Source organism: Stenotrophomonas sp. YJH_SMC_65 (assembly GCF_059369475.1).
Window position 1 is genome coordinate 131,750 of record NZ_JCAFSR010000002.1, and the last position, 21,403, is coordinate 153,152.

The 21,403-nt window shown below is 67.6% G+C and carries 23 protein-coding genes; 8 read left to right on the plus strand and 15 right to left on the minus strand.

Annotated features, from left to right (window positions below):
* Positions 1 to 52: 52 nt before the first annotated feature.
* The 3 genes from AC5P7A_RS03635 to AC5P7A_RS03645 all read right to left on the minus strand — a co-directional run bounded on the left by AC5P7A_RS03635 (position 53) and on the right by AC5P7A_RS03645 (position 1,497).
* Positions 53 to 454, minus strand: a complete 402-nt coding sequence (locus AC5P7A_RS03635) for a hypothetical protein (protein WP_041863144.1) — start codon at positions 452 to 454, stop codon at positions 53 to 55.
* Between the two features lie 174 nt (positions 455 to 628).
* Positions 629 to 961 carry a non-heme iron oxygenase ferredoxin subunit gene (locus AC5P7A_RS03640; RefSeq protein ID WP_014646265.1) on the minus strand — a complete coding sequence of 111 codons (333 nt, stop codon included), beginning with the start codon at positions 959 to 961 and terminating at the stop codon, positions 629 to 631.
* Positions 958 to 1,497, minus strand: coding sequence for a GNAT family N-acetyltransferase (locus AC5P7A_RS03645; protein WP_495219893.1), 540 nt, complete (start codon positions 1,495 to 1,497; stop codon positions 958 to 960). Before AC5P7A_RS03645 ends, AC5P7A_RS03640 begins: the two co-directional genes overlap by 4 nt.
* 208 nt (positions 1,498 to 1,705) lie before the next feature.
* Between AC5P7A_RS03645 and AC5P7A_RS03650 the strand changes: the two genes are divergently transcribed.
* Positions 1,706 to 2,356 (plus strand): transposase, encoded by a 651-nt coding sequence (locus AC5P7A_RS03650; protein ID WP_495219894.1) that lies wholly within the window; start codon positions 1,706 to 1,708, stop codon positions 2,354 to 2,356.
* A gap of 396 nt (positions 2,357 to 2,752) precedes the next feature.
* Here AC5P7A_RS03650 and AC5P7A_RS03655 read toward each other — a convergent pair whose 3' ends face one another.
* The 5 genes from AC5P7A_RS03655 to AC5P7A_RS03675 form a co-directional block, all read right to left on the minus strand.
* Positions 2,753 to 4,009 (minus strand): cysteine desulfurase, encoded by a 1,257-nt coding sequence (locus AC5P7A_RS03655; RefSeq protein WP_495219895.1) that lies wholly within the window; start codon positions 4,007 to 4,009, stop codon positions 2,753 to 2,755.
* Entirely contained in the window at positions 4,006 to 5,268 is a 1,263-nt protein-coding gene (gene sufD / locus AC5P7A_RS03660) for a Fe-S cluster assembly protein SufD (protein ID WP_440976302.1), read from the minus strand. The genes AC5P7A_RS03655 and sufD overlap by 4 nt, the downstream gene beginning before the upstream one ends.
* Positions 5,268 to 6,032 carry a Fe-S cluster assembly ATPase SufC gene (sufC, locus tag AC5P7A_RS03665; RefSeq protein ID WP_014036279.1) on the minus strand — a complete coding sequence of 255 codons (765 nt, stop codon included), beginning with the start codon at positions 6,030 to 6,032 and terminating at the stop codon, positions 5,268 to 5,270. Before sufC ends, sufD begins: the two co-directional genes overlap by 1 nt.
* Before the next feature lie 75 nt (positions 6,033 to 6,107).
* Positions 6,108 to 7,583: a Fe-S cluster assembly protein SufB gene (gene sufB, locus AC5P7A_RS03670; RefSeq protein WP_126411805.1), complete on the minus strand. Its 1,476-nt coding sequence runs from the start codon at positions 7,581 to 7,583 to the stop codon at positions 6,108 to 6,110.
* Positions 7,584 to 7,599: 16 nt separating this feature from the next.
* Positions 7,600 to 8,055: an SUF system Fe-S cluster assembly regulator gene (locus tag AC5P7A_RS03675; RefSeq protein WP_005408436.1), complete on the minus strand. Its 456-nt coding sequence runs from the start codon at positions 8,053 to 8,055 to the stop codon at positions 7,600 to 7,602.
* Between the two features lie 209 nt (positions 8,056 to 8,264).
* Between AC5P7A_RS03675 and AC5P7A_RS03680 the strand changes: the two genes are divergently transcribed.
* Positions 8,265 to 8,732, plus strand: coding sequence for an SET domain-containing protein (locus AC5P7A_RS03680; protein ID WP_012479369.1), 468 nt, complete (start codon positions 8,265 to 8,267; stop codon positions 8,730 to 8,732).
* A 162-nt stretch (positions 8,733 to 8,894) separates the two neighbouring features.
* Positions 8,895 to 9,437 (plus strand): type 1 glutamine amidotransferase domain-containing protein, encoded by a 543-nt coding sequence (locus tag AC5P7A_RS03685; RefSeq protein ID WP_032957815.1) that lies wholly within the window; start codon positions 8,895 to 8,897, stop codon positions 9,435 to 9,437.
* Positions 9,438 to 9,509: 72 nt separating this feature from the next.
* On the opposite strand, the gene AC5P7A_RS03690 is transcribed toward AC5P7A_RS03685, so the two are convergent.
* The 4 genes from AC5P7A_RS03690 to AC5P7A_RS03705 all read right to left on the minus strand — a co-directional run bounded on the left by AC5P7A_RS03690 (position 9,510) and on the right by AC5P7A_RS03705 (position 11,764).
* On the minus strand, positions 9,510 to 10,106 hold the full coding sequence (locus tag AC5P7A_RS03690; protein ID WP_014646273.1) for a YceB family lipoprotein: 597 nt from the start codon (positions 10,104 to 10,106) through the stop codon (positions 9,510 to 9,512).
* An 82-nt stretch (positions 10,107 to 10,188) separates the two neighbouring features.
* Entirely contained in the window at positions 10,189 to 10,746 is a 558-nt protein-coding gene (locus AC5P7A_RS03695) for a hypothetical protein (protein ID WP_495219896.1), read from the minus strand.
* Positions 10,747 to 10,802: 56 nt separating this feature from the next.
* Positions 10,803 to 11,111: a DUF3861 family protein gene (locus AC5P7A_RS03700; RefSeq protein ID WP_014646275.1), complete on the minus strand. Its 309-nt coding sequence runs from the start codon at positions 11,109 to 11,111 to the stop codon at positions 10,803 to 10,805.
* Between the two features lie 254 nt (positions 11,112 to 11,365).
* Positions 11,366 to 11,764 carry an HU family DNA-binding protein gene (locus AC5P7A_RS03705; RefSeq protein WP_010483539.1) on the minus strand — a complete coding sequence of 133 codons (399 nt, stop codon included), beginning with the start codon at positions 11,762 to 11,764 and terminating at the stop codon, positions 11,366 to 11,368.
* A gap of 371 nt (positions 11,765 to 12,135) precedes the next feature.
* Here AC5P7A_RS03705 and AC5P7A_RS03710 point away from each other — a divergent pair, with 371 nt between their 5' ends.
* Positions 12,136 to 12,567, plus strand: a complete 432-nt coding sequence (locus tag AC5P7A_RS03710; RefSeq protein ID WP_014646276.1) for an OsmC family protein — start codon at positions 12,136 to 12,138, stop codon at positions 12,565 to 12,567.
* A gap of 166 nt (positions 12,568 to 12,733) precedes the next feature.
* Here the strand turns inward: AC5P7A_RS03710 and AC5P7A_RS03715 are convergent, their stop codons facing one another.
* Both AC5P7A_RS03715 and AC5P7A_RS03720 read right to left on the minus strand, forming a co-directional pair.
* A complete protein-coding gene (locus AC5P7A_RS03715) occupies positions 12,734 to 13,612 on the minus strand; it encodes a PhzF family phenazine biosynthesis protein (RefSeq protein WP_032957811.1) in 879 nt (292 codons plus the stop codon).
* Between the two features lie 129 nt (positions 13,613 to 13,741).
* Positions 13,742 to 14,614: a PhzF family phenazine biosynthesis protein gene (locus AC5P7A_RS03720; protein WP_014646278.1), complete on the minus strand. Its 873-nt coding sequence runs from the start codon at positions 14,612 to 14,614 to the stop codon at positions 13,742 to 13,744.
* 75 nt (positions 14,615 to 14,689) lie between these two features.
* Between AC5P7A_RS03720 and AC5P7A_RS03725 the strand changes: the two genes are divergently transcribed.
* The 4 genes from AC5P7A_RS03725 to AC5P7A_RS03740 all read left to right on the plus strand — a co-directional run bounded on the left by AC5P7A_RS03725 (position 14,690) and on the right by AC5P7A_RS03740 (position 20,724).
* The gene (locus AC5P7A_RS03725) at positions 14,690 to 17,284 is read left to right on the plus strand and encodes a bifunctional aspartate kinase/diaminopimelate decarboxylase (RefSeq protein ID WP_046429381.1); all 2,595 of its coding nucleotides are present in this window, start codon (positions 14,690 to 14,692) and stop codon (positions 17,282 to 17,284) included.
* Positions 17,285 to 17,360: 76 nt separating this feature from the next.
* Positions 17,361 to 18,713, plus strand: coding sequence for a UDP-N-acetyl-alpha-D-muramoyl-L-alanyl-L-glutamate epimerase (gene murL / locus AC5P7A_RS03730; RefSeq protein ID WP_049441093.1), 1,353 nt, complete (start codon positions 17,361 to 17,363; stop codon positions 18,711 to 18,713).
* Positions 18,694 to 20,103: a UDP-N-acetylmuramoyl-L-alanine--D-glutamate ligase gene (gene murD, locus AC5P7A_RS03735; protein ID WP_049441096.1), complete on the plus strand. Its 1,410-nt coding sequence runs from the start codon at positions 18,694 to 18,696 to the stop codon at positions 20,101 to 20,103. The genes murL and murD overlap by 20 nt, the downstream gene beginning before the upstream one ends.
* Positions 20,104 to 20,190: 87 nt before the next feature.
* On the plus strand, positions 20,191 to 20,724 hold the full coding sequence (locus AC5P7A_RS03740; RefSeq protein WP_495219897.1) for a hypothetical protein: 534 nt from the start codon (positions 20,191 to 20,193) through the stop codon (positions 20,722 to 20,724).
* A gap of 60 nt (positions 20,725 to 20,784) precedes the next feature.
* Here AC5P7A_RS03740 and AC5P7A_RS03745 read toward each other — a convergent pair whose 3' ends face one another.
* Positions 20,785 to 21,375 carry an SMI1/KNR4 family protein gene (locus tag AC5P7A_RS03745; RefSeq protein WP_495219898.1) on the minus strand — a complete coding sequence of 197 codons (591 nt, stop codon included), beginning with the start codon at positions 21,373 to 21,375 and terminating at the stop codon, positions 20,785 to 20,787.
* Positions 21,376 to 21,403: the final 28 nt, after the last annotated feature.

The window sequence follows — 21,403 nt, forward strand, 5'->3', positions numbered from 1 at the left end:
CTCGGCTGGGCGGCGGACGACTCCAGGCGCACGGCAATGGCCGCAGGGCGCCTCAGCTGGCGTGCGGTGCGGGCGGTGCGTGGCCGGGGTTCAACCGCAGTGCGGGATCGTGCAGCTGCCAGTGCAGGGCATCGGAGCGCCACAGCGGAACATGCGCGACCAGGGCGGCGCGCGGGGGAGCCAGTCCGGTACAGGGCGTTGTGCCCTCGCCATCCAGCGGCGGCTCCGGTGCTGGCACCGCATGGCGCGGGCACTCGTCCGCCGGCGGGGCCGGCATCGGCATAGCCTGCTGAAGATCTTCAGCGTGTGCCTGCCAGCCGTAGGTGGCGGGTCCATCGCGCCCTTCGTGCAGGGCCGACCAGCCCAGCAGCAGCGTCAGCAGCAGGGCCACAGCCAACGGCCACCCATGGCGGGCAAGCTGGCACAGCGTGGCGGCGGGCGCGGGCAAAGCCATGGCGCAGGGGACGGAGTCGTTACGAAGATGTTACGTAGGATAACATCAACGATAATGATTCGCATATGCGCGGGCGAACGAGCAGTCTGGAGGCCCGGGGAGGCCCCTGAACGCCTCTCAGCGCGCTCCGCTGGCTTCCACCCCTGGGCGGAGTCGCCGGCGGCCAGGGACGCTTCAATCGCGGTCGTCGCGGGTCCAGACGGCGTCGTGTTCGCGCTTCACCGGGAACTTGGGTACCGGCGTATAGGCCGGGGCGCACAGGGCGCGGCCATCGCGCACGTCGAAGCGCGCGCCGTGCAGCACGCATTCCACGCTGCCTTCGTCGGTGTTGAACTCGCCCGAGGACAGCTCGAACTCCTCATGCGTGCACTGGTCTTCCAGCGCGTACAGCTCGCCGTCGAGGTTGAACACCACGATCGGCGTGCCGGTCACTTCGTCGAACACGCTCTTCATTTCACCGGGCAGCAGCTCGTTGCCGGCACACACGAAGGTCCAGGTATCGCTCACGCGGCGGCTCCGGCCAGTGGCTTTTCCAGGACCTCGAAGCGCAGGTCGTCGCGCTTGGGGATTCCGAAGCGTTCGTCGCCATACGGGAACGGCTTCTTGATGCCGGTACGCTGGTAGCCGCGGCGCTCGTAGAAGGCGATCAGTTCGTCGCGTACGTCGATCACCGTCATCTGCATCACCGGCACCTTCCATTCGCGTGCGGCGTGCGCTTCGGCGGCGTCCATCAGCTGCTTGCCGACCCCGCCGCCCTGCTGGGCCGGATCGACCGAGAACATGCCGAAGTAGCCGTTGCCGTCGACGTCGGCAACGTGGGCGCAGGCCACAAGAGCGCCTTCGCGCTCGGCCAGCAGGATGGTCGAGCGCGGGCGGTCGAGGTCGGCCTGGATGCCTTCGGCGTCGATGCGGGCGCCATCCAGCAGGTCGGCTTCGGTGGTCCAGCCAACGCGGCTGGCGTCGCCACGGTAGGCCGAGGTGACGAGGGCGATCAGGGCGGGGATGTCGGCCGGCGTGGCGGCGCGGAAGGTCAGGGTGCTCATGGCCCCATTCTAGGTGGGGCGTGGGCGGGCGCAAATGGGGGAGTGGGGTCAGATCCCTTTCGCAACGCGAAAGGGATCTGACCCCGGCATCTACTGACTCAACGGCAGGCCATGGACCGACTGGCACGGGCCCGGAATCGGCAGATGCTCGGGGTCAGATCCCTTTGCGCAGCGAAGGGCCCTGACCCCCTGCTACCAGGAGCAGCCCATGCCAAGGCCACGGCGCATCGATGCGCCCGGATATCCGCAACATGTCGTCCAGCGCGGCAACAATCGTCAGCGCGTGTTCTTTGCGGATGGCGACCGCGTCGCCTACCTGCGCCTGCTGTGTCATGACGCAGGTCAGCAGCAGTGCCGGGTCCACGCCTATGTGCTGATGGACAATCACGTCCATCTTCTGGCAACGCCTTATCTCTGCGGCGGGCTGTCGCGGATGATGCAGGCCGTGAACCGGACCTACGTACGTCGGGTGAATGATCGGCAGGGCCGCACCGGCACGTTATGGGAAGGGCGCTTCCACTCCACGGTGGTGGATACGGATCGCTATCTGCTGGCCTGCCAGCGCTACATCGAGCTCAACCCGGTTCGGGCGGGGAAGGTGGCGCATCCCGGTGACTATCGCTGGTCGAGCTATCGTGCCAATGCGCGTGGCAGGCCCAATGCGCTGCTCGAGCCGCATTCGGCATTTGAGCTGATGGGTTCTGATGCGGATGAACGGTGCAGGCGCTATGTGGAGTTCATCGAGGCGGGTATTCCGGCGGGGGATCTGCTGGCGATCCGGCGGGCATTGCAGTCGCAACGGCGGCTGTCGGGAATGCTGGTGGGGTCAGATCCCTTTCGCGTGGCGAAAGGGATCTGACCCCGGTGTGCTGCGGGCGGTATGCCACGTTCATCTGGTCGCGATCCGGCGGGCATTGCGGTCGCAACGGCGGTTGTCGGGAATGCTGGTGGGGTCAGATCCCTTTCGCGTGGCGAAAGGGATCTGACCCCGGTGTGCTACGGGCAGTATGCCGCGTTCATCTGGTCGCGATCCGGCGGACATTGCAGTTGCAACGGCGGCTGTTGGGAATGCTGGTGGGGTCAGAGCCCTTTCGCGTGGCGAAAGGAATCTGACCCCGGTGTGCTGCGGGCGGTATGCCGCGTTCATCTGGTCGCGATCCGGCGGGCATTGCGGTCGCAGCGGCGGCTGTCGGGAATACTGGTGGGGTCAGATCCCTTTCGCGTCGCGAAAGGGATCTGACCCCGGTGTGCCGGCTCAGCCCAGAAGCTTGCGTACCTTGGTCAGCGCGGTCATGAAGCGCTCGATCTCGGCGTGCGTGTTGTAGAACGCCAGCGAGGCACGGCAGGTGGCGGCGACGCCGAAGTACTGCAGCAGCGGGTGTGCGCAGTGCTGCCCCGAGCGCACGGCCACCCCTTCCAGGTCGAGCAGGGTGGCCAGATCGTGCGCATGCGCGCCATCGATCAGGAACGAGACCACGGCGGCCTTCTCCGGCGCTTCGCCGATGATGCGCAGGCCGTCGACGCGGCGCAGCTCCTCGGTGAAGTGCGCCAGCAGTTCGGCTTCGCGGGCTTCCACGTTCTCCTGGCCGAGCTGCTGCAGGTAGTCGGCGGCCACGCCCAGGCCGATGAAACCGGCGATGTTCGGGGTGCCGGCTTCGAACTTGTGCGGGGCATCGTTGAACACGGTGCCGTCGAAGCTGACTTCCTTGATCATCTCGCCGCCGCCGAGGAACGGCGGCATCGCGTCCAGGTGCTCGCGGCGCGCCCACAGCGCACCAGTGCCGGTCGGACCGTACATCTTGTGGCCGGTGATGGCGTAGAAGTCGCAGCCGATCGCGGCGACGTCGACCTTGCGGTGCGGCACCGCCTGCGAGCCATCGACCACGGTGATGATGCCGCGCTTGCGCGCTTCACGGCAGATCTCGCGCACCGGATTGACCGTGCCCAGCACGTTGGAGACATGGGTGACCGCCAGCAGCCTGACCTCCGGGGTCATCGCCGCGCGCAGCGCATCCAGGTCCAGCGCGCCATCGGGCGTGATCTCGGCCACGCGGATGGTGGCGCCGGTACGTTGCGCGACCAGCTGCCACGGCACGATGTTGGCATGGTGTTCCATGCGCGTGATCAGGATCACGTCGCCGGCCTTCAATCGCGGCAGCGCCCACGAGTAGGCCACCAGGTTGATGGCGAAGGTGGTGCCGCTGCACAGCACCAGGTCGCTGGCGCGCACGTTGAGGAAGCGTGCCAGCTTGTTGCGTGCGCCTTCGTAGGCGTCGGTCGCTTCGCTGCCCAGTGCATGCACCGCGCGGCTGACGTTGGCGTTGTAGCGGCGGTAGAACTCATCCACCGCGCCGATCACCTGTACCGGCTTCTGGCCGGTGTTGGCGTTGTCGAAATAGACCAGCGGCTTGCCGTGCACTTCACGCATCAGCAGCGGGAAGTCGAGGCGGACGCGATCCCAGTCCGGGGCGCCGGTGCGTTCTTCGATCGGGCGTGGCGTGGACAGGTTCATGCCACACCCGCCTCGGCCAGGGCCTTGTCCAGGCGGCGTGCCAGCTGCTCGCGCAACGCGTCCGGCAGGATCTTCAGCGGTTCATGGCAGAACGCAGCGCTCAGCAGTGCCTGCGCCTGGACCTGGGGCAGGCCACGCGAGCGCAGGTAGAACAGCGCATTGGCATCGAGCTGGCCGACGGTCGCGCCGTGCGCGGCCTTCACTTCATCGGCGTCGATCACCAGCGTCGGCTGGGTGTCGATCTCGGCATCGGCCGACAGCAGCAGGTTCTTGTTGGACAGGTTCGCGTCGGTGCCGTCGGCGCCTTCGCGGATCTGGATGCCGCCATGGAACACCACGCGGCTGCGGTTGGCGGCAACGCCGCGCCACAGCAGCTCGCAGGCGGTATCGCGCGCGATGTGGTCGATGCCCAGGCGGGTCTCGACGTGGCGGCGGCCATTGCCGAGCAGCACGCCGTTGGCGGTCAGCCGGGCGTTGTCGCCTTCCAGGCGCACGTTCAGTTCGTGGCGGCTGAGCGCGGCGCCCAGTTCCAGGTCCACGCGGTGGTACTGCGCGTCGCGGGCCAGCACCGCGTCGGTACGCAGGAAGCTGGTCTGGCGGGCGCTGCCGGCCTGCACGCGGGCGTGCTTGAGTACGCCATCGCGGGCGACGTGGGCATGCAGCACGGTGTTGTCCAGGTGGGCGGAGTCACCCACGCTGAAGCGGTGCTCGACCACGCCCAGGCTGGCGCCGGCGCGCAGTTCGATCAGGTGGCGATGGTGCCAGGCCAGGTCGGCTTCGCCGGCGACGCTGGCGAATACCAGCTGCAGCGGCGTTTCGACCTGCACGCCTTCATCCACGCGCAGCACGACGCCTTCATCGGCCAGTGCGGCGTTGAGCCGGGCGAAGATCTCTTCGCTGCGCTCGTAGCGACGGCCAAGGAAACGCACGGCGTCTTCGCCAGCGGCCAGCGCGGCCGACAGCGGCTGCAGCTGCACGCCGGACGGCAGGGCCTGCACATCGCTCAGCGTGGCATCCAGGCGGCCGTTGACGAACACCAGGCGCGGCGCCGGGATGTCGTCCAGCAGCGCGGCGTCCAGCGCCGGGCCCTGCAGCGGCGCTGCAGCGAACGCACGGCGTTCCAGCTGGCGCAGCGAGGTGTACTTCCAGGCTTCACTGCGGGCGGCGGGCAGGCCGTCGCGCAGGGCCGCATCCAGCACTTCGCGGCGCGCATCGCTGCCACAGAAGGCCTGGGCCATGGAGTCAAGCAGGGCGCTCATCAGACCGCCGCCTCGGGCACGACCCGGTCCTTCAGGAAATCATAGCCGTGCGCTTCCAGCTCCAGCGCCAGCTCGGGGCCGCCGCTCTTGACGATGCGACCATCGGCCAGCACGTGCACGACGTCCGGCTTGATGTAGTCCAGCAGGCGCTGGTAGTGGGTGATGACCAGGAACGAACGGTCGGCGCCGCGCAGTGCGTTGACGCCGTCGGCCACGCTCTTCAGCGCGTCGATGTCCAGGCCCGAGTCGGTCTCGTCCAGGATCGCCAGCTTCGGTTCCAGCACGGCCAGCTGGAAGATCTCGTTGCGCTTCTTCTCGCCGCCGGAGAAGCCTTCGTTGACGCCACGGTGCAGCAGTTCGTCCTTCAGGTGCAGCACGGCCAGCTTCTGCCGCACCAGCTTGAGGAACTGCATGGAATCGAGTTCTTCTTCGCCGCGCGCCTTGCGCTGGGCGTTCAGTGCCGCGCGCAGGAAGTAGGTGTTGTTCACGCCCGGGATTTCCACCGGGTACTGGAACGCCAGGAACAGGCCCGCGGCGGCACGTGCTTCCGGCTCCTGCTCCAGCAGGTCGACGCCGTCGAACTGCACGCTGCCTTCGGTCACTTCGTAGCCGTCGCGGCCGGCCAGGACGTTACCCAGGGTGGACTTGCCGGCGCCGTTCGGGCCCATGATGGCGTGCACCTGGCCGGGCTTCACATCCAGCGACAGGCCCTTGAGGATTTCCTTGTCGCCGATGCGGGCGTGGAGGTTTTCGATCTTCAGCATGGTGGGGGGTTTCCGTGGGGCGGGCCAGGGCCCGCCGGTAAAGAGAATGCGTTTGCGAGGGGCAGGGGCGGGCGGTCAGCCCACCGAACCTTCCAGCGAGACTTCCAGCAGCTTCTTGGCTTCCACCGCGAACTCCATCGGCAGTTCGCGGAACACCTGCTTGCAGAAGCCGTCGACGATCATCGACACCGCGTCTTCCTGGCTGATGCCACGGGCGCGGCAGTAGAACAGCTGGTCATCGGAGATCTTGGAGGTGGTGGCCTCGTGCTCGACGGTGGCGCCCGGGTTCTTCACCTCGATGTAGGGGAAGGTGTGGGCGCCGCACTGCTTGCCGATCAGCAGCGAATCGCACTGGGTGTAGTTGCGCGCGCCATCAGCATTGCGGTCCACCCGCACCAGGCCGCGGTAGGTGTTCTGACCGCGGCCGGCGCTGATGCCCTTGCTGACGATCTTGCTCTTGGTGCGCTTGCCGACATGGATCATCTTGGTGCCGGTGTCGGCCTGCTGGCGGTGATGGGTCAGCGCGACCGAGTGGAACTCACCGACCGAATCGTCGCCCAGCAGCACGCAGGACGGGTACTTCCAGGTGATCGCCGAGCCGGTCTCGACCTGGGTCCAGGTGACCTTGCTGCGCGCGCCACGGCATTCGGCACGCTTGGTCACGAAGTTGTAGATGCCACCGACGCCGTTCTCGTCGCCCGGGTACCAGTTCTGCACCGTGGAGTACTTGATCTCCGCATCTTCCAGCGCGACCAGCTCGACCACCGCGGCGTGCAGCTGGTTCTCATCGCGCATCGGCGCGGTGCAGCCTTCCAGGTAGGAGACGTAGGCCTTGTCCTCGCACACGATCAGGGTGCGCTCGAACTGGCCGGTGTGGCCGGCGTTGATGCGGAAATAGGTGCTCAGTTCCATCGGGCAGCGCACGCCCTTGGGAATGAACACGAAGCTGCCGTCGGAGAACACCGCCGAGTTGAGCGCGGCGAAGTAGTTGTCACCGACCGGCACCACGGTGCCCAGGTACTGGCGCACCAGCGCCGGGTGTTCCTTGATGGCCTCGGACATCGAGCAGAAGATCACGCCCTTCTCGGCCAGTTCCTTGCGGAAGGTGGTGCCCACGGATACCGAGTCGAACACCGCATCCACCGCCACGCCGGCCAGCTTGGCGCGCTCGTGCAGCGGCACGCCCAGCTTGTCGTAGGTGTCGAGCAGTTCCTTCGGCACATCATCCAGCGAGGCGTACTTCGGGCCCTTCGGCGCGGAGTAGTAGCTGAGCGCCTGCAGGTCGATCGGCGCGATCTCCAGCTTGGCCCAGTCCGGCATCGGCAGGGTCAGGAAGTGGCGGTAGGCATCCAGGCGCCACTGCGTCATCCACTCCGGCTCGTCCTTCTTGGCCGACAGGGCACGGATGGTGTCCTCGTCCAGGCCCGGCGGCAGGGAGTCCGACTCGATCTCGGTGATGAAGCCGGCCGAATACTTGCGGCCGAGCTGCTCGTGGATCTCGCGGTTGGGGGTGTCGTCGTGGGCGACGTTTTCGATGGTTTCGGTGGCCATGGGGGCTGCCTACGGATCAGGAGACGACGTCGACAGCGATGGTGCGGCGCTGTTCGTCATCGGCAAGGGGGAGAGGGGGCAGGATCTGCGCGAGGGTGACATCGCGCAGGGCCTCGGAGACCACGTCGTTGATCAGCCGCCAGCTGCTGCGCGCGCCGCACTTGGGCGCCATGCCGCACTGGTGGTGGTCGTGGCTGCATTCGGTCAGGGCCAGTGGCCCTTCCATCGCTTCGACCACTTCGAACAGCGAGATCTCGATGGCCGGGCGGGTCAGGCGGTAGCCGCCACGGACGCCACGCAGGCCTTCGACCAGGCCGGCCTGGGCCAGTGGCTTGAGCACCTTGCTGACGGTGGGCGGCTCCAGACCGGTGAATTCGGCCAGCTCGGTGGCACTGAGCACTTCGCCCGGACGGGCGGCGAGCACGGTCAGCACGACGGTGGCGTAATCGGTGAGTTTGGTGACGCGCAACATGGGGATGCGAGTGGTTCTTAAAGCGGACTGAAATTGTACGCTTTTATTCGCCACCATCCAACCCGGGCATTCAGCCGGCGCTTGGGCCAGGCCGGGAGGACACACCGCGGCCGTTGCCGGGGCGCAATGCTGCGCCAACGGGGTGATTTTCGCAATCACCCGGAATGGGCGAGAATCCCCATTCCATTCGCTGCAAACAGCCCTCGCCGATGCCGAAGAAGATCCAAGCCCGCAAGTCCGCCATCCATGGCAACGGCGTGTTCGCCGTGGCCCCGATCAAGCAGGGCGAGCGCGTGATCCAGTACAAGGGCCTGCTGCGCAGCCACGGCGACGTTGATGCCGATGACAGCGGCGACGTCGAAAGTGGCCATACCTTCCTGTTCACCCTCAACGATGACTGGGTGATCGACGCCAACTACAAGGGCAACGACGCGCGGTGGATAAACCACAGCTGCGACCCGAACTGCGAGGCGGTGATCGAGGAGGACGAGGACGGCGACAGCCGGGGCGACAAGGTGTTCATCGAGGCACTGCGTGATATCAAGGCCGGCGAGGAGCTGACCTACAACTACGGCATCACCCTGGCCGAGCGCCACACCGCCAAGCTGAAGAAGATCTGGGAGTGCCGTTGCGGCTCGCCCAAGTGCACCGGCACGATGCTGCAGCCCAAGCGCTGATCGGTACCGGGTAGTACCGGCCGCTGGCCGGCAAGGCGCAATCCAGGTGCCGGCCAGCGGCCGGCACCACCCGGCGGCTCTCCACCTGCCGTGCACGACAGGGTCACCGCCGCGCAAGGGCCGTTCTTCCATTCTGTGGGCTCCCCCAACCGGAGTGCCTCCATGGCAGAGCGATTGAAGGGCAAGCAGATTGCCATCCTTGCCACCCACGGCTTCGAACAGTCTGAACTGATCGAACCCAAGCGTTTGCTGGAAGCGGAAGGGGCGCGCGTCAGCGTGGTCTCGCCCGCAAAGGAAGCGACGATCAAGGGCTGGAAGGAGAAGAACTGGGGCGACGCCGTCGCGGTGGATATCCCGTTGGATGAGGCCGATCCTGCACGCTTCGATGCGGTGGTTCTGCCCGGCGGGGTCATCAATCCGGACACACTGCGCACCGATGATGCCGTACTGGCCTTCATCCGTTCAGTGGATGAAGCCGGCAAGCCCGTGGCGGCGATCTGCCATGGCCCGTGGCTGCTGATCAACAGCGGCCTGGCCGATGGCCGCGAGCTGACCTCCTGGCCTTCCCTGCAGCAGGATCTGGCGAACGCGGGTGCGACATGGCGCGATGCCGAGGTGGTGGTCGACGGCAACGTCATCACCAGCCGCAAGCCGGATGACATTCCGGCTTTCAGCGAGGCGGTGGTAAAAGCGCTTGCCGCCTGATGCGCTACCGGTAGTGCCGGCCGCTGGCCGGCAGATGCAGTGACGTGCTGCCGGCCAGCGCCCGGCACCACCTCATTTGCCCAGCAGGCCTGCCGGTACCAGGTTGCCCAGGTTCTGGTTGAAAGTGACCACCAGCTTGCCGTTCTTCACCTGTGCCGACTGCACCTGCAGGGCGCCGAGCACCCCGGCCACGGCCGGGTCCAGCTTGTAGATCGGTTCGCGCTGGGCGTAGTCGCTCAGCCACGCATTGAGCAGGCCACGGGTGCGCGAGTCGAGGCGGCCGCCCTGGTTGGCCGGGGTGAAGTCATCCACGCTCGGCTGCTGCAGGTGAAAGCCCTGGGTCTGCGCGTCGTAGCGCAGGCCGCTGCTGAGCTTCACCGTGCCCAGTCGGGCCGGGTTGCCGCCGGCGGTGGCCAGCGCGACGTCCATGCCCAGGTTCAACCGTTCGCCGGCCGGAAGGCTCAGCTGCGGGTGGCTCATGGTCAGGGCGATCAGGCCGCCGAGGGCGTCCTGGGTGCGCGGGAAGCTGCCATCGAGGTACTGCTGCACGTCGCTGGCGCCCACCGACAGTTCGCGGCCGGAAATGGAGGGAGCCGCCTGTGCACCGATCGCAGCGGCGATCAGCACGGTGGAGGCCGCGAGGCGGGTCATCAGGGAACGCAGGCGCATGTCGGTGACCGGTGGGAAGCAGATGGATGGATCAAAGAGTAGCCGCGCAGGCTGAATCGCGCGTGCATGCCGCTGCAACGGTTCAGTCCAGCGTTGGACGCAGCTGTGCCGACTGGATCTGCCAGGCGCTGCCGTCGCTGCTGGGCTGCACGCGGTACCAGCCGCCGAAGCGGAACGTGCCATTGGCGGTGACCGCACGGATCTGCACAGGGACTTCAAGCAGCCGCGGTGGCTGCCGGTCATCTCGGGCGATCGGGGTATCGCTGTGCAGGCGCAGCGCGCGCAGGTCCTGCAGCTGCCGCAGCGCGGCGTCGTCTGCATGCCGCGGGTCGCCGGGTGGGATCGTCCAGGCAGCATCGCTGGCGTCGCGGTCGCGGTTGAGCAGTGCGGCGACGTAGCGGTTGAGCATCGTCGACGGCGGCTCTGCGCCGTCGTCGACGGCGGACAGCAGCGTCATATCGCTCGCCTGCAATGCTGCGGGACCGGGACCGGGACCGGGACCGGGACCGGGGCCGGTACCGGTGTCCGCTGCTGCGGCGACGGGAGCGGACGCTGCCGTGATGTGATCATTCGTCTGTGCCGCCGGGCGTGAACAACCCAGCAGCACCAGTGGTGCGATCAGGAACAGGATCCTGCGCATGCCCGCCTCCTCCCCGAGGCAACCTGGAGGGCGGCAGTGTATCGGTTGCGCCGCTATCAGCGGGAGGAGGGCAGCTGCTCCAGCGCGTCCAGCGCCGGCAGGACCTGGCCGGCGATGGCGGCCAGTGCGTGGCCGTCGGTCTCGGCGTGGCGCTGTACGATGTCGCGCAGCAGCTGGGTGGCGATCACCAGGGTCGCGCGCTCGTCGCCACTGATGCCGGCGGTACGCGGGGCCGCTTCCAGCAGGCGCATCAGGTCGCGTCCGGCGCGGTGTTCCAGTTCGATGGTGCAGCGCCCGGTGCACTGCAGCCCGTCCTTTTCGATCGGGGTTACCGAGATCCGGTAGCGGGTGGAGGGGCTGGCCATGAGGGTGTGCTCGCCGTAGCTGTGGAGGATGTGCCCACCATAGGCAAGGCCACGGCTGGCGGCGACGGCCGGCGCTGCACGCAGTGTTCCACCCGGTACGTTCCGCGCCCTTTGCGGAGCACCGGCAGCCAATGCTGGCGGGCCTGTACGGGGATTGCCGGGGCCGCGGCAACGCTGTGTTGCGGGGTGTGGTGCGGACAAAAAAAACGGGACGGCCAGAGCCGTCCCGTCGGAATCCGCGTTGGGGCGCGCGCTTACAGCGCGGCGTCCTTCAGCTTCTTCAGCGGACGCACCTTCAGCTTGGTGGTGGCCGGCTTGGCAGCGAACCACTGCTCTTCCTTGGTGAACGGGTTGATGCCCTTGCGCTTCGGCTTGGCCGGCACATTGACGGTGGTGATCTTCAGCAGGCCCGGCAGGGTGAACGAGCCAGCGCCCTTCTTGTGCACCGAGGAGGCGACGGCGCTTTCCAGCGAGGCCAGCACAGCGCGGACGTCCTTGGCGATGACGCCGGAGGCTTCAGCGATGTGTGCAACCAGGCCGGACTTGGTCAGCACTTCCTTGATCGGCTTCGGAGCGGCCGGCTTGGCGGCTGCCTTCGTCGCGACTTTCTTCACTGCCTTCTTCGGGGCAGCCTTCTTAGCGGTCTTTGCCATGGTTTCCTGTTCCGTGAACGGTTGGTTGTGTGGTCGGCGCCGAACCCCGTCGGCAAGCGCAATGTAGGGCAACTCTCGGGCGCCGCCAATAGCCCGAAGCGCGGAAAGTGCATGTTTTTTCATATCCAGGCCGATTCAGTACATGGCCGGCGGTGGGGGACGGGGGCGCTGCAGCGTGCGCGATGGCTGCTGCCTGCCCGTTGCTGGAATGTGCGAAACCACTGAAAACAAGGGAAAAGTCCACGTCGGTCTGGCGAAGAAGTGACCAGCTGTCCGATGTCCGGCGGACGTGCGGCATGCGGCGGAGCGACGCAGGGCTAACGCGTCCCGTGCGAGAGTGGCCGTTCATCACCGCCACGCAGGAGCAGCACATGGGAATCTCGCGACACGCCACCGCGCACTGGGAAGGCGATCTGAAGTCGGGCAAGGGACAGCTGAGCACGCCGCAGAGCGGGCTGCTGGACAAGACCCGCTACGGTTTCAACAGCCGCTTCGGCGACGAGAAGGGCACCAATCCGGAGGAGCTGATCGCCGCCGCGCACGCCGGCTGTTTCACCATGGCGCTGTCGGCCAAGCTTGGTGAGGCCGGCTTCACCCCGACCTCGCTGGACACCGAGGCCAAGGTCGATCTGTCCCTGGAGGGCGGGCCGCAGCTGTCGCAGATCCGGCTGAAGGTGAAGGCCGTGGTGCCGGGTATCGACGCCGCACAGTTCCGTGCCATTGCCGATGACGCCAAGCAGAACTGCCCGGTGTCCAAGGCGCTGAGCGCGGTGCCGATCAGCCTGGAAGCCGAACTGGGCTGAGCCACGGTAGTGCCGGCCGCGGGCCGGCAACCGCATGATGCCGGGGTCCATGTAGCAGCCGGCCAGCGTTATGGCGGCCTTCCTGGTCCCCACCCTCCGGGCCGTCGCGTCCGACGTTGGCAGCGGCTCCTGCCGCTGCCTTCGGCTCTACCACCCGCCAGCGCGATCACCAATCAAGGGTGCCGGTAATCACCGTCTGCACCTGCCCGCCCGACCAGACCTCGCCGTCTTCATCGACGCGCAGGGTCAGGCGCGCGTCGTGGCCGACTTCGCGGCCCTGGCTGACTTCGAACGATTCACGGCCCCGCGGCAGCGCATCGCGCAGGTCCAGCCATGCGGCCAGCACCGCATTGGCAGCACCGGAGGCGGCGTCCTCGAAGCGGCGGCCATTGCCGACAAAGGCGCGCACCGCCAGATCGAAGCCTTCGCCGCCATCGCTGAAGGCGTAGGCAAACACGCCCATGCTGTCGGTGGATTCGGCCAGAGCCGCGACCGCGTCCCAGTCCGGGCGCAGTGCGCGCAGTGCCGCTTCATCGGCCACCTGCACCACCCACCAGCTGCGCCCGCCCTGCATGCGCGCCGGCGGCAGCGAGCCCAGCGGCCAATCCTTCAGCGCCGCCTGCAGGCGCGGGTCGGTGGCCTCGGCGATCTCCGCCAGCTGCGCGCGCGGGGTGCGGATGGCAATGCGCTGCTGCGCGCCCTCGCCGCTCACGCGCAGCGGCAGCGCACCGGCGATGCCGTCCTGCACGAGCACGCCGTCGACTGGCGCGGCCAGGCCCGCCTGCAGCACCGCATGCGCGGTGCCGACGCTGGGGTGGCCGGCGAACGGAACCTCCTTCTGCGGGCTGAACATGCGCAGCCGGTAGCTGGCGCCTGCGACCTGCGGCGGGAACACGAAGGTGGTCTCTGGCAGGCGCGTCCAGCGCGCAATGGCCTGCATGCTGGCATCGTCCAGGCCTTCGGCATCAAGCACCACGGCCAGCGGATTGCCGGCACCGGCGCGCGGGGAGAACACATCCAGCTGCAGGAAACGGCGGGTGGACATCGGGCAGGACTCCAGTAAACAGGCGGCATAGCGTAGCGCGGGGCACAAAAAAGGGGACGGAGGGAATTAAGTCGCTTGTGCCCCAAGTGCCATAAGCGACTTAATTCCCTCCGTCCCCTTTTTTGTGCGCTACCAGCGAAGGTGGCCGTCGATGACCGGCTGCACCTGGCCGCCGATCCAGACCGTGCCCTGCGCGTCGACCTGCACCTGCACGTGGCCATCGCGGCCGACTTCGCGGCCCTGGCTGGCCACGTAGTGGCCCTCGCGGCCGGGCAGGGCGTTGCGCTGCCGCAGCCAGGCAGCGATCAGAGCATTGGCGCTGCCGGTGACCGGATCTTCCGGCACGCTGGCCGCATCGGCGGGGCAGAATGCGCGCACCACACGGGTGTGGTCGGTACCGGCTTCGTCGGCGAATACGGCCACGCCGGTGGCCTCGGTGGCAAGGCTCCAGTCGCGCAGGGCGGCCATGTCCGGCGCCAGGCCGCGCACAGCGGCGGCATCGCGCAGCGGCAGCAGCCACCAGCGCGCGCCGTTGTCCCAGAGTTCGGGCACGTGCCCGTTGGCGGCGAGGGCCAGCAGTGTTTCGGGTGCCGCATCTGCGCCAGTCGCCAGTTGCCGCGCCGGTGGGCTGGCCAGCTGGATCTGGAGTGCCTCGGCCGGGCCGCTCACCCGCACGGGCAGCACCCCCGCCGCGCACTGCTGCAGCAGGGCGCCGTCGCGAGGCTGGGCCAGGCCGCAGCTCACCGCCGCCCAGGCCGCGCCGACGCTCGGGTGGCCGGCGAACGCCAGCTCTCGGGTCGGGGTGAAGATGCGGATGTGGTAGTCGGCGCCGGGCGCGCTGGGGCGCAGGAAGAACACCGTCTCGGACAGGTTCAGCCAGGCAGCCAGGGCCTGCATCTGCTCGCCGGAGAGCGCATCGGCGTCCAGCAGGGCACCCAGTGGATTCCCGGTTCCGGGGCGGGAGGCGAAGACATCGAGCTGCAGGTAACGGAGGAGGGCCATCTACGGGGATATTGCGCTTAGAATCAAAGGTTCCGCCCCCGAGGGCGGCTTCCCCACATTCTACATAGCCAATCCATGTCAGCTTCCCCCCTTGTCGATCGTTGGATCGTACTGAAGTTCGGCGGCACCTCGGTGTCGCGTCGTCACCGCTGGGACACGATCGGGAAGCTGGCGAAAAAACGCGCGGAAGAGACCGGCTCGCGCGTGCTGGTGGTGGTGTCGGCGCTGTCCGGGGTCACCAACGAACTGACCGCGATCGCCGATGGCGCGCCGGACAGCCGTGATCGCGTGGCCGCGCTGGTCGAACGCCATGAAGGCTTCCTGGCCGAACTGGGCCTGGGCCGCGAAGTACTGGCCGAGCGCCTGGCGGCACTGCAGGGCCTGCTCGACGACCCGCGTGCGGCCACCCGTCCGCTGCAGTGGCAGGCCGAAGTGCTGGGCCAGGGCGAACTGTTGTCGTCCACGCTGGGCGCGGCCTACCTGCACGCCTCGGGCCTGGACATGGGCTGGATGGATGCCCGCCAGTGGCTGGACGCGATGCCGCCGCAGCCGAACCAGAGCGACTGGTCACAGCGCCTGTCGGTGAACTGCCAGTGGCGTGCCGACGCGGAGTGGATGCAGCGCTTCCGCGCGCAGCCGACCCGCCTGCTGATCACCCAGGGTTTCATCTCGCGGCATGCCGATGGCGGTACCGCCATCCTCGGCCGTGGTGGCTCGGATACCTCGGCGGCGTACTTCGGCGCGCTGCTCGGCGCCAGCCGCGTGGAAATCTGGACCGATGTGCCGGGCATGTTCAGTGCCAACCCGAAGGATGTGCCGGACGCGCGCCTGCTGACCCGCCTGGACTACTACGAGGCGCAGGAAATTGCCACCACTGGTGCCAAGGTGCTGCATCCGCGCTCGATCAAGCCGTGCCGCGATGCAGGCGTGCCGATGGCCATCCTCGATACCGAGCGTCCGGAACTGCCGGGCACCAGCATTGACGGCAGTGCTGCACCGGTACCAGGCGTCAAGGCGATCAGCCGCCGCAACGGCATCGTGCTGGTGTCGATGGAAGGCATCGGCATGTGGCAGCAGGTCGGCTTCCTGGCCGATGTGTTCAACCTGTTCAAGAAGCATGGCCTGTCGGTGGACCTGATCGGTTCGGCCGAGACCAACGTCACCGTGTCGCTGGACCCGTCCGAGAACCTGGTCAACACCGATGTGCTGGCCGCGCTGTCGGCCGACCTGTCGCAGATCTGCAAGGTGAAGGTGATCGTGCCGTGCGCGGCGATCACCCTGGTCGGCCGTGGCATGCGTTCTCTGCTGCACAAGCTGTCGGACGTGTGGGCCACCTTCGGGCGCGAGCGCGTGCACATGATTTCGCAGTCGTCCAACGACCTGAACCTGACCTTCGTCATCGACGAGGCCGATGCCGATGGCCTGCTGCCGATCCTGCATGCCGAGCTGATCGACAGCGGTGCGATGCCGGTGGAAGAAACCGAAGTGTTCGGCCCACGCTGGCGCGAGATTGCCGGCACCGTGCGCCCGCGCGGCACGCCGTGGTGGCGCGGCCAGCGTGCGCACCTGCTGCAGCTGGCCGATGCCGGTACGCCGCGCTATGTCTACCACCTGCCGACGGTGCGCGCCCGCGCCCGCGCGCTGGCCGCGATCAAGCCGATCGACCAGCGTTACTACGCGATCAAGGCCAACAGCCACCCGGCCATCCTGCAGCTGCTGGAAGCCGAGGGCTTCGGGCTGGAGTGCGTCTCGTACGGCGAGCTGAAGCATGTGTTCCAGCACCTGCCGGAGCTGTCGCCGCGGCGCGTGCTGTTCACTCCCAGCTTCTGCCCGCGCAGCGAGTACGAGGCGGCGTTCGCCCTTGGCGTGACCGTCACCGTCGACAACGTCGAAGCGCTGCAGCGCTGGCCGGACCTGTTCCGCAACCGCGAGCTGTGGCTGCGCGTCGACCTGGGGCGTGGCGAAGGCCACCATGCCAAGGTCCGCACCGGCGGCAAGGAGTCCAAGTTCGGCCTGCCGATCGCCCGCGTGGACGAGTTCGTGCGCGCGGCCACCGAGCTGGGCAGCCGCGTGGTCGGCCTGCATGCGCACCTGGGCAGTGGCGTGGAAACCGCGCAGCACTGGCGCCTGATGTGCGATGAGCTGGCCGGCTTCGCCCGCCGCATCGGCAGCGTGCACACCATCGACATCGGTGGCGGCCTGCCGATTCCGTACAGCGACGAAGACGAGCCGTTCGACCTGGACGCCTGGGCCGAGGGCCTGGCCGAGGTCAAGGCGCTGCACCCGGCATTCCGCCTGGCGATCGAGCCGGGCCGCTACCTGGTGGCCGAATCGGGCGTGCTGCTGACCCATGCCACCCAGGTGGTGGAAAAGGACGGCGTGCGCCGCGTGGGCCTGGATGCCGGCATGAACACGCTGATGCGCCCGGCGCTGTACGACGCCTGGCACGACATCGAGAACCTCAGCCGCCAGGGTGGTTATGCCGAAGCGGCGTTCGATGTGGTCGGCCCGATCTGCGAATCCAGCGATGTGTTCGGCAAGCGCCGCAAGCTGCCGGTGTCAACTGCGCCGGACGACGTGATGCTGATCGCCGACGCCGGCGCGTACGGCTATGTGATGGCCAACACCTACAACCAGCGGATGCTGCCGCGCGAAGACGTGATCGAATGACCACCGCGCGCGCCCTGCACCCGCCCACCGACACGCCCCGCGCCATCGCGCGGGCCCGTGCCTGACCGGATACACCATGACTGCTTTCGACAAACACCAGGTTTCCCGCTTCCGCTTCGTCCGCTGCGAATTCGCCGCGGATACCGGCGTGGCCAGGCTGGTCTACGCCTTCGATGACGGCCCGGAGATGGTGGAAACCATCACCGTGCCCGGCGCCCCGTTCGTGCTGGACGAAGCGCGTAGCGCCGCCGTGCAGCGCGCGCTGCAGCTGCTGCACCTGATCGCCGGTGTCAGCTACTACAAGGCCGGCGTACCGGATACGGTCAGCATCGACAGCTACAGCATCGATGCCGATACCGCCGCGCTGGTGGAGACCATTTACCTCAACGGCCTGGGCGAATTCGCCTACCGCAACGGCCTGAACCTGCGCGGCCGCTTCCGGTTGCCGGTGCAGGGCGAGGCCGTGCAGGCGCCGGCGCTGGGCCTGCAGCCGCATGCGCTGGTGGCCATCGGCGGCGGCAAGGATTCGCTGGTCAGCATCGAAGCGCTGCGCCGTGCCGGCGTGGACGAGACCGTGACCTGGATCGGTGGCTCGCAGCTGATCCGTGCGTGCGCCGAGCGCACTGGCCTGCCGACCTTGAACCTGGGCCGCACGCTGGCACCGGAACTGTTCGAGTTGAACCGCCAGGGCGCCTGGAACGGCCATATCCCGGTGACGGTGGTGAACTCGGCGATCATGGTGCTGGCCGCGTTGCTGCACGGCGTGGACCAGGTCGTGTTCTCCAACGAGCGCTCGGCCAGCTACGGCAGCCAGATTCCAGGCACCGGCGAAGTGAACCACCAGTGGTCCAAGGGGTGGGCCTGCGAGCAGGCCTTCGGTAGCCATGTGCAGAAGTACGTGGCGGCGGACCTGCAGTACTACTCGCTGCTGCGCCCGATGTCCGAGCTGGCGGTGGCCCGCCAGTTCGCCAAGAGTGACTTCTACGACGCGCATTTCTCCAGTTGCAACCGCAACTTCCACATCCTCGGCGAGCGCCCGGTGAACCGCTGGTGCGGCGTCTGCCCGAAATGCCATTTCGTGTTCCTGGCGCTGGCCCCGTTCATGCCCAAGACGCGCCTGGTGCGCATCTTCGGCCGCAACCTGCTGGACGATGCCGAGCAGGCCGGTGGCTTCGATGCGCTGCTGGAATTCCAGGACCACAAGCCGTTCGAGTGCGTGGGCGAAGGCCGCGAATCGCGTGCGGCGATGGCGACCCTGGCACAGCGCCCGGAGTGGAAGGAAGACGTGCTGGTGAAGCGCTTCTGCAACGAGATCCAGCCGCAGCTGGATGCCGCCGAATTGGAACTGGCACCGCTGCTGCAGCTGCAGGGCGAGCACCGTGTTCCAGCTGCGCTGTGGGAACGGGTGCGTGAAGATTTCGAAGCTTGAAGGAAAGCGCGTCGCGCTGTGGGGCTGGGGCCGTGAGGGCCGCGCCGCGTTTGCGGTGCTGCGCGCGCGCCTGCCCACGCTGGCATTGAGCCTGTTCTGCCCGGTGTCCGAGGTCGAGGCGGCGCGTGCGGAAACGGAGGGCGCGCTGGACGTGCGTGGCGAGCCTTCCGCTGAAGCGCTGGCCGCGTTCGACGTGGTGATCAAATCGCCCGGCATCAGCCCGTACCAGCCGATCGCGCTGGCGGCTGCAGTGCAGGGCACCAGCTTCATCGGTGGCACCGCGCTTTGGTTCGCCGAACACGCGGCCGACGATGGCATCGTGCACGACACCGTGTGCGTGACCGGTACCAAGGGCAAGAGCACCACCACCGCGCTGGTTGCGCACCTGCTGCGTGCCGCCGGCCATCGCACCGGCCTGGTCGGCAACATCGGCCTGCCGCTGCTGGAAGTGCTGGATCCCCAGCCCGCGCCCGAGTACTGGGCGGTGGAACTGTCCAGCTACCAGACCGGTGAGGTGGCACGCAGTGGCGCCCGCCCGCAGGTGGCGGTGGTGCTTAACCTGTTCCCGGAACACCTGGACTGGCACGGCAGCGAACAGCGTTACATCGAAGACAAGCTGCGGCTGGTGACTGAAGCTGCACCGCGCATCGCTGTGCTCAACGCCGCCGATCCGCACCTGGCCGCGCTGTCGCTGCCCGACAGCGAAGTGGTCTGGTTCAACCAGCCGCAGGGCTGGCACATGCGCGGCGACATCGTGCATCGCGGTGAGCAGGCCGTGTTTGATACCTGCAACACGCCGCTGCCAGGCCGCCACAACCGCGGCAACCTGTGCGCGGTGCTGGCCGCGCTGGAAGCGCTGGGGCTGGATGCCGTAGCGCTGGCACCGGCGGTGCAGGACTTCCGTCCGCTGCCCAACCGCCTGCAGCGCATCGGCATGGCCGATGGCCTGACCTACGTCAACGATTCGATCAGCACCACGCCGCATGCCAGCCTGGCCGCGCTGGAGTGCTTCGCCGGCCAGCGCATCGCGCTGCTGGTGGGGGGGCATGACCGTGGCCTGGACTGGACCGATTTCATGCAGCACATGGCGCACGATGTGCCGCCGGTGGAGATCGTGACCATGGGCAGCAACGGCCCGCGCATCCACGCGATGCTGCAGCCGTTGGCCGACGCCGGTCGCTTCGGCCTGCATGCGGCGGGCGATCTCGCCGAGGCGATGGCCTTGGCGCGCGCCGCGCTGGGCGAACAGGGCGGGGTGGTGCTGCTGTCGCCGGGTGCACCGAGCTTTGGTGCGTACCGCGACTACGTGGCGCGTGGCCGTCATTTCGCCGAGCTGGCCGGCTTCGATCCGGACAGCATCAGCGCGATTCCGGGGTTGGGCATCGGGTAAGGGGTCGGATCCCTTTCCGCAGGAAAGGGCTCTGACCCCATCGTGCATTTATCATGCAGGCATCCCCGGACGGACCCGGATGCCCGCATGTGCACCTTCATCACCGTGTTCCTGCCCAGGTCATTGCCGCACGACGCGGCCGCCGCGGTCTTCACCCGTAGCGGCCGGCGCCTGTTCGCGCAGGCATCACCGAGCCTGCAGGCGGCGGTGGGCCCGGATTGGCAGCCGTGGCTGAGTGCCGCGTACTGCGATTGCGGCACCGCGCTGGCCTCGACGAGTGTGCAGCCGGAATGGAAGGGCGATGCCGAACGTTGGCGGAAGAAGGGCTGGAGTGAGGCCGGGATCGCTCGCGCGCTGTCCGAGCAGTTGGCGCGGCATGAACAGGATCAGCAGGTGTGCCGCGATAGAGCTCTTGCCGACGCCGGCCAATGGCTGCAGCGCATTGATGCCCTGCTGGGTGTGGGTGCGGCGCGTATCGGACTTCTGGTGCGTGTTTACGACGGCTCTGTGGGGGCCCGGCAGCCGAAGCCGTCGGAACATCATTGGTCGCGGGATCAGCTCGCCGCGGCGGATCTGTTGGCGTTCGCGCCCGGCACGTTGCACTGGATCGAACGCGGGTGAGAGCGCCATCCACGCATGGCGTGGATCTACTGTAGAGTCGAGCCCATGCTCGGCTGGGTTTCAATCCTCGTCCTGGTCGATGAACGCGTAATCGCGATCAATCATTTGTTGCAGGTAGGCGTCGAAGCTGGGCGCGATCACCGCGTAGCTGTCCGGATCGTGCAGGTAGCGCACCACCTGGCCGACCGTGCCGCCCGACCCCGGGTCGAAATCCAGGTACAGCATCGACGTGCCGCCGTTGTTCATGCAGTGCGAGAAGCACAGGCGGCGGTTCATCGGCAGATCGGCGTCGATGCCCTCACCCAGGATCTCCGGTTCGTCATCCAGCCACTCTTCGTAGATCGAACGGATGCTGTCGTCCCACTGCTGCTGGTCTTCGAAGATCTGTGCGACCGAGCGCAGGTAGTACGGATAGTCGCCGACATCGGAGCCGAGCATCAGCACGCACACCTCGCCGCCTGGATACTCGCGGAAATGGGTGCCATCCACGCGCGACAACAGTTCCATCAGGCTGTCAGGGACCTGTGGCCACTGCGCCCGCAGGCGCTGTAGGTCTTCGACAATGGCACCCTGTACCCGCGCCCATTGCGGAGCATCCTCGGCGGGCAAGCGCGGAATCAGGCCAGACAGAAAGCGATCAACAAGGGTCATCGGAAGATGCCAAGAGCAGGGCAGGCAC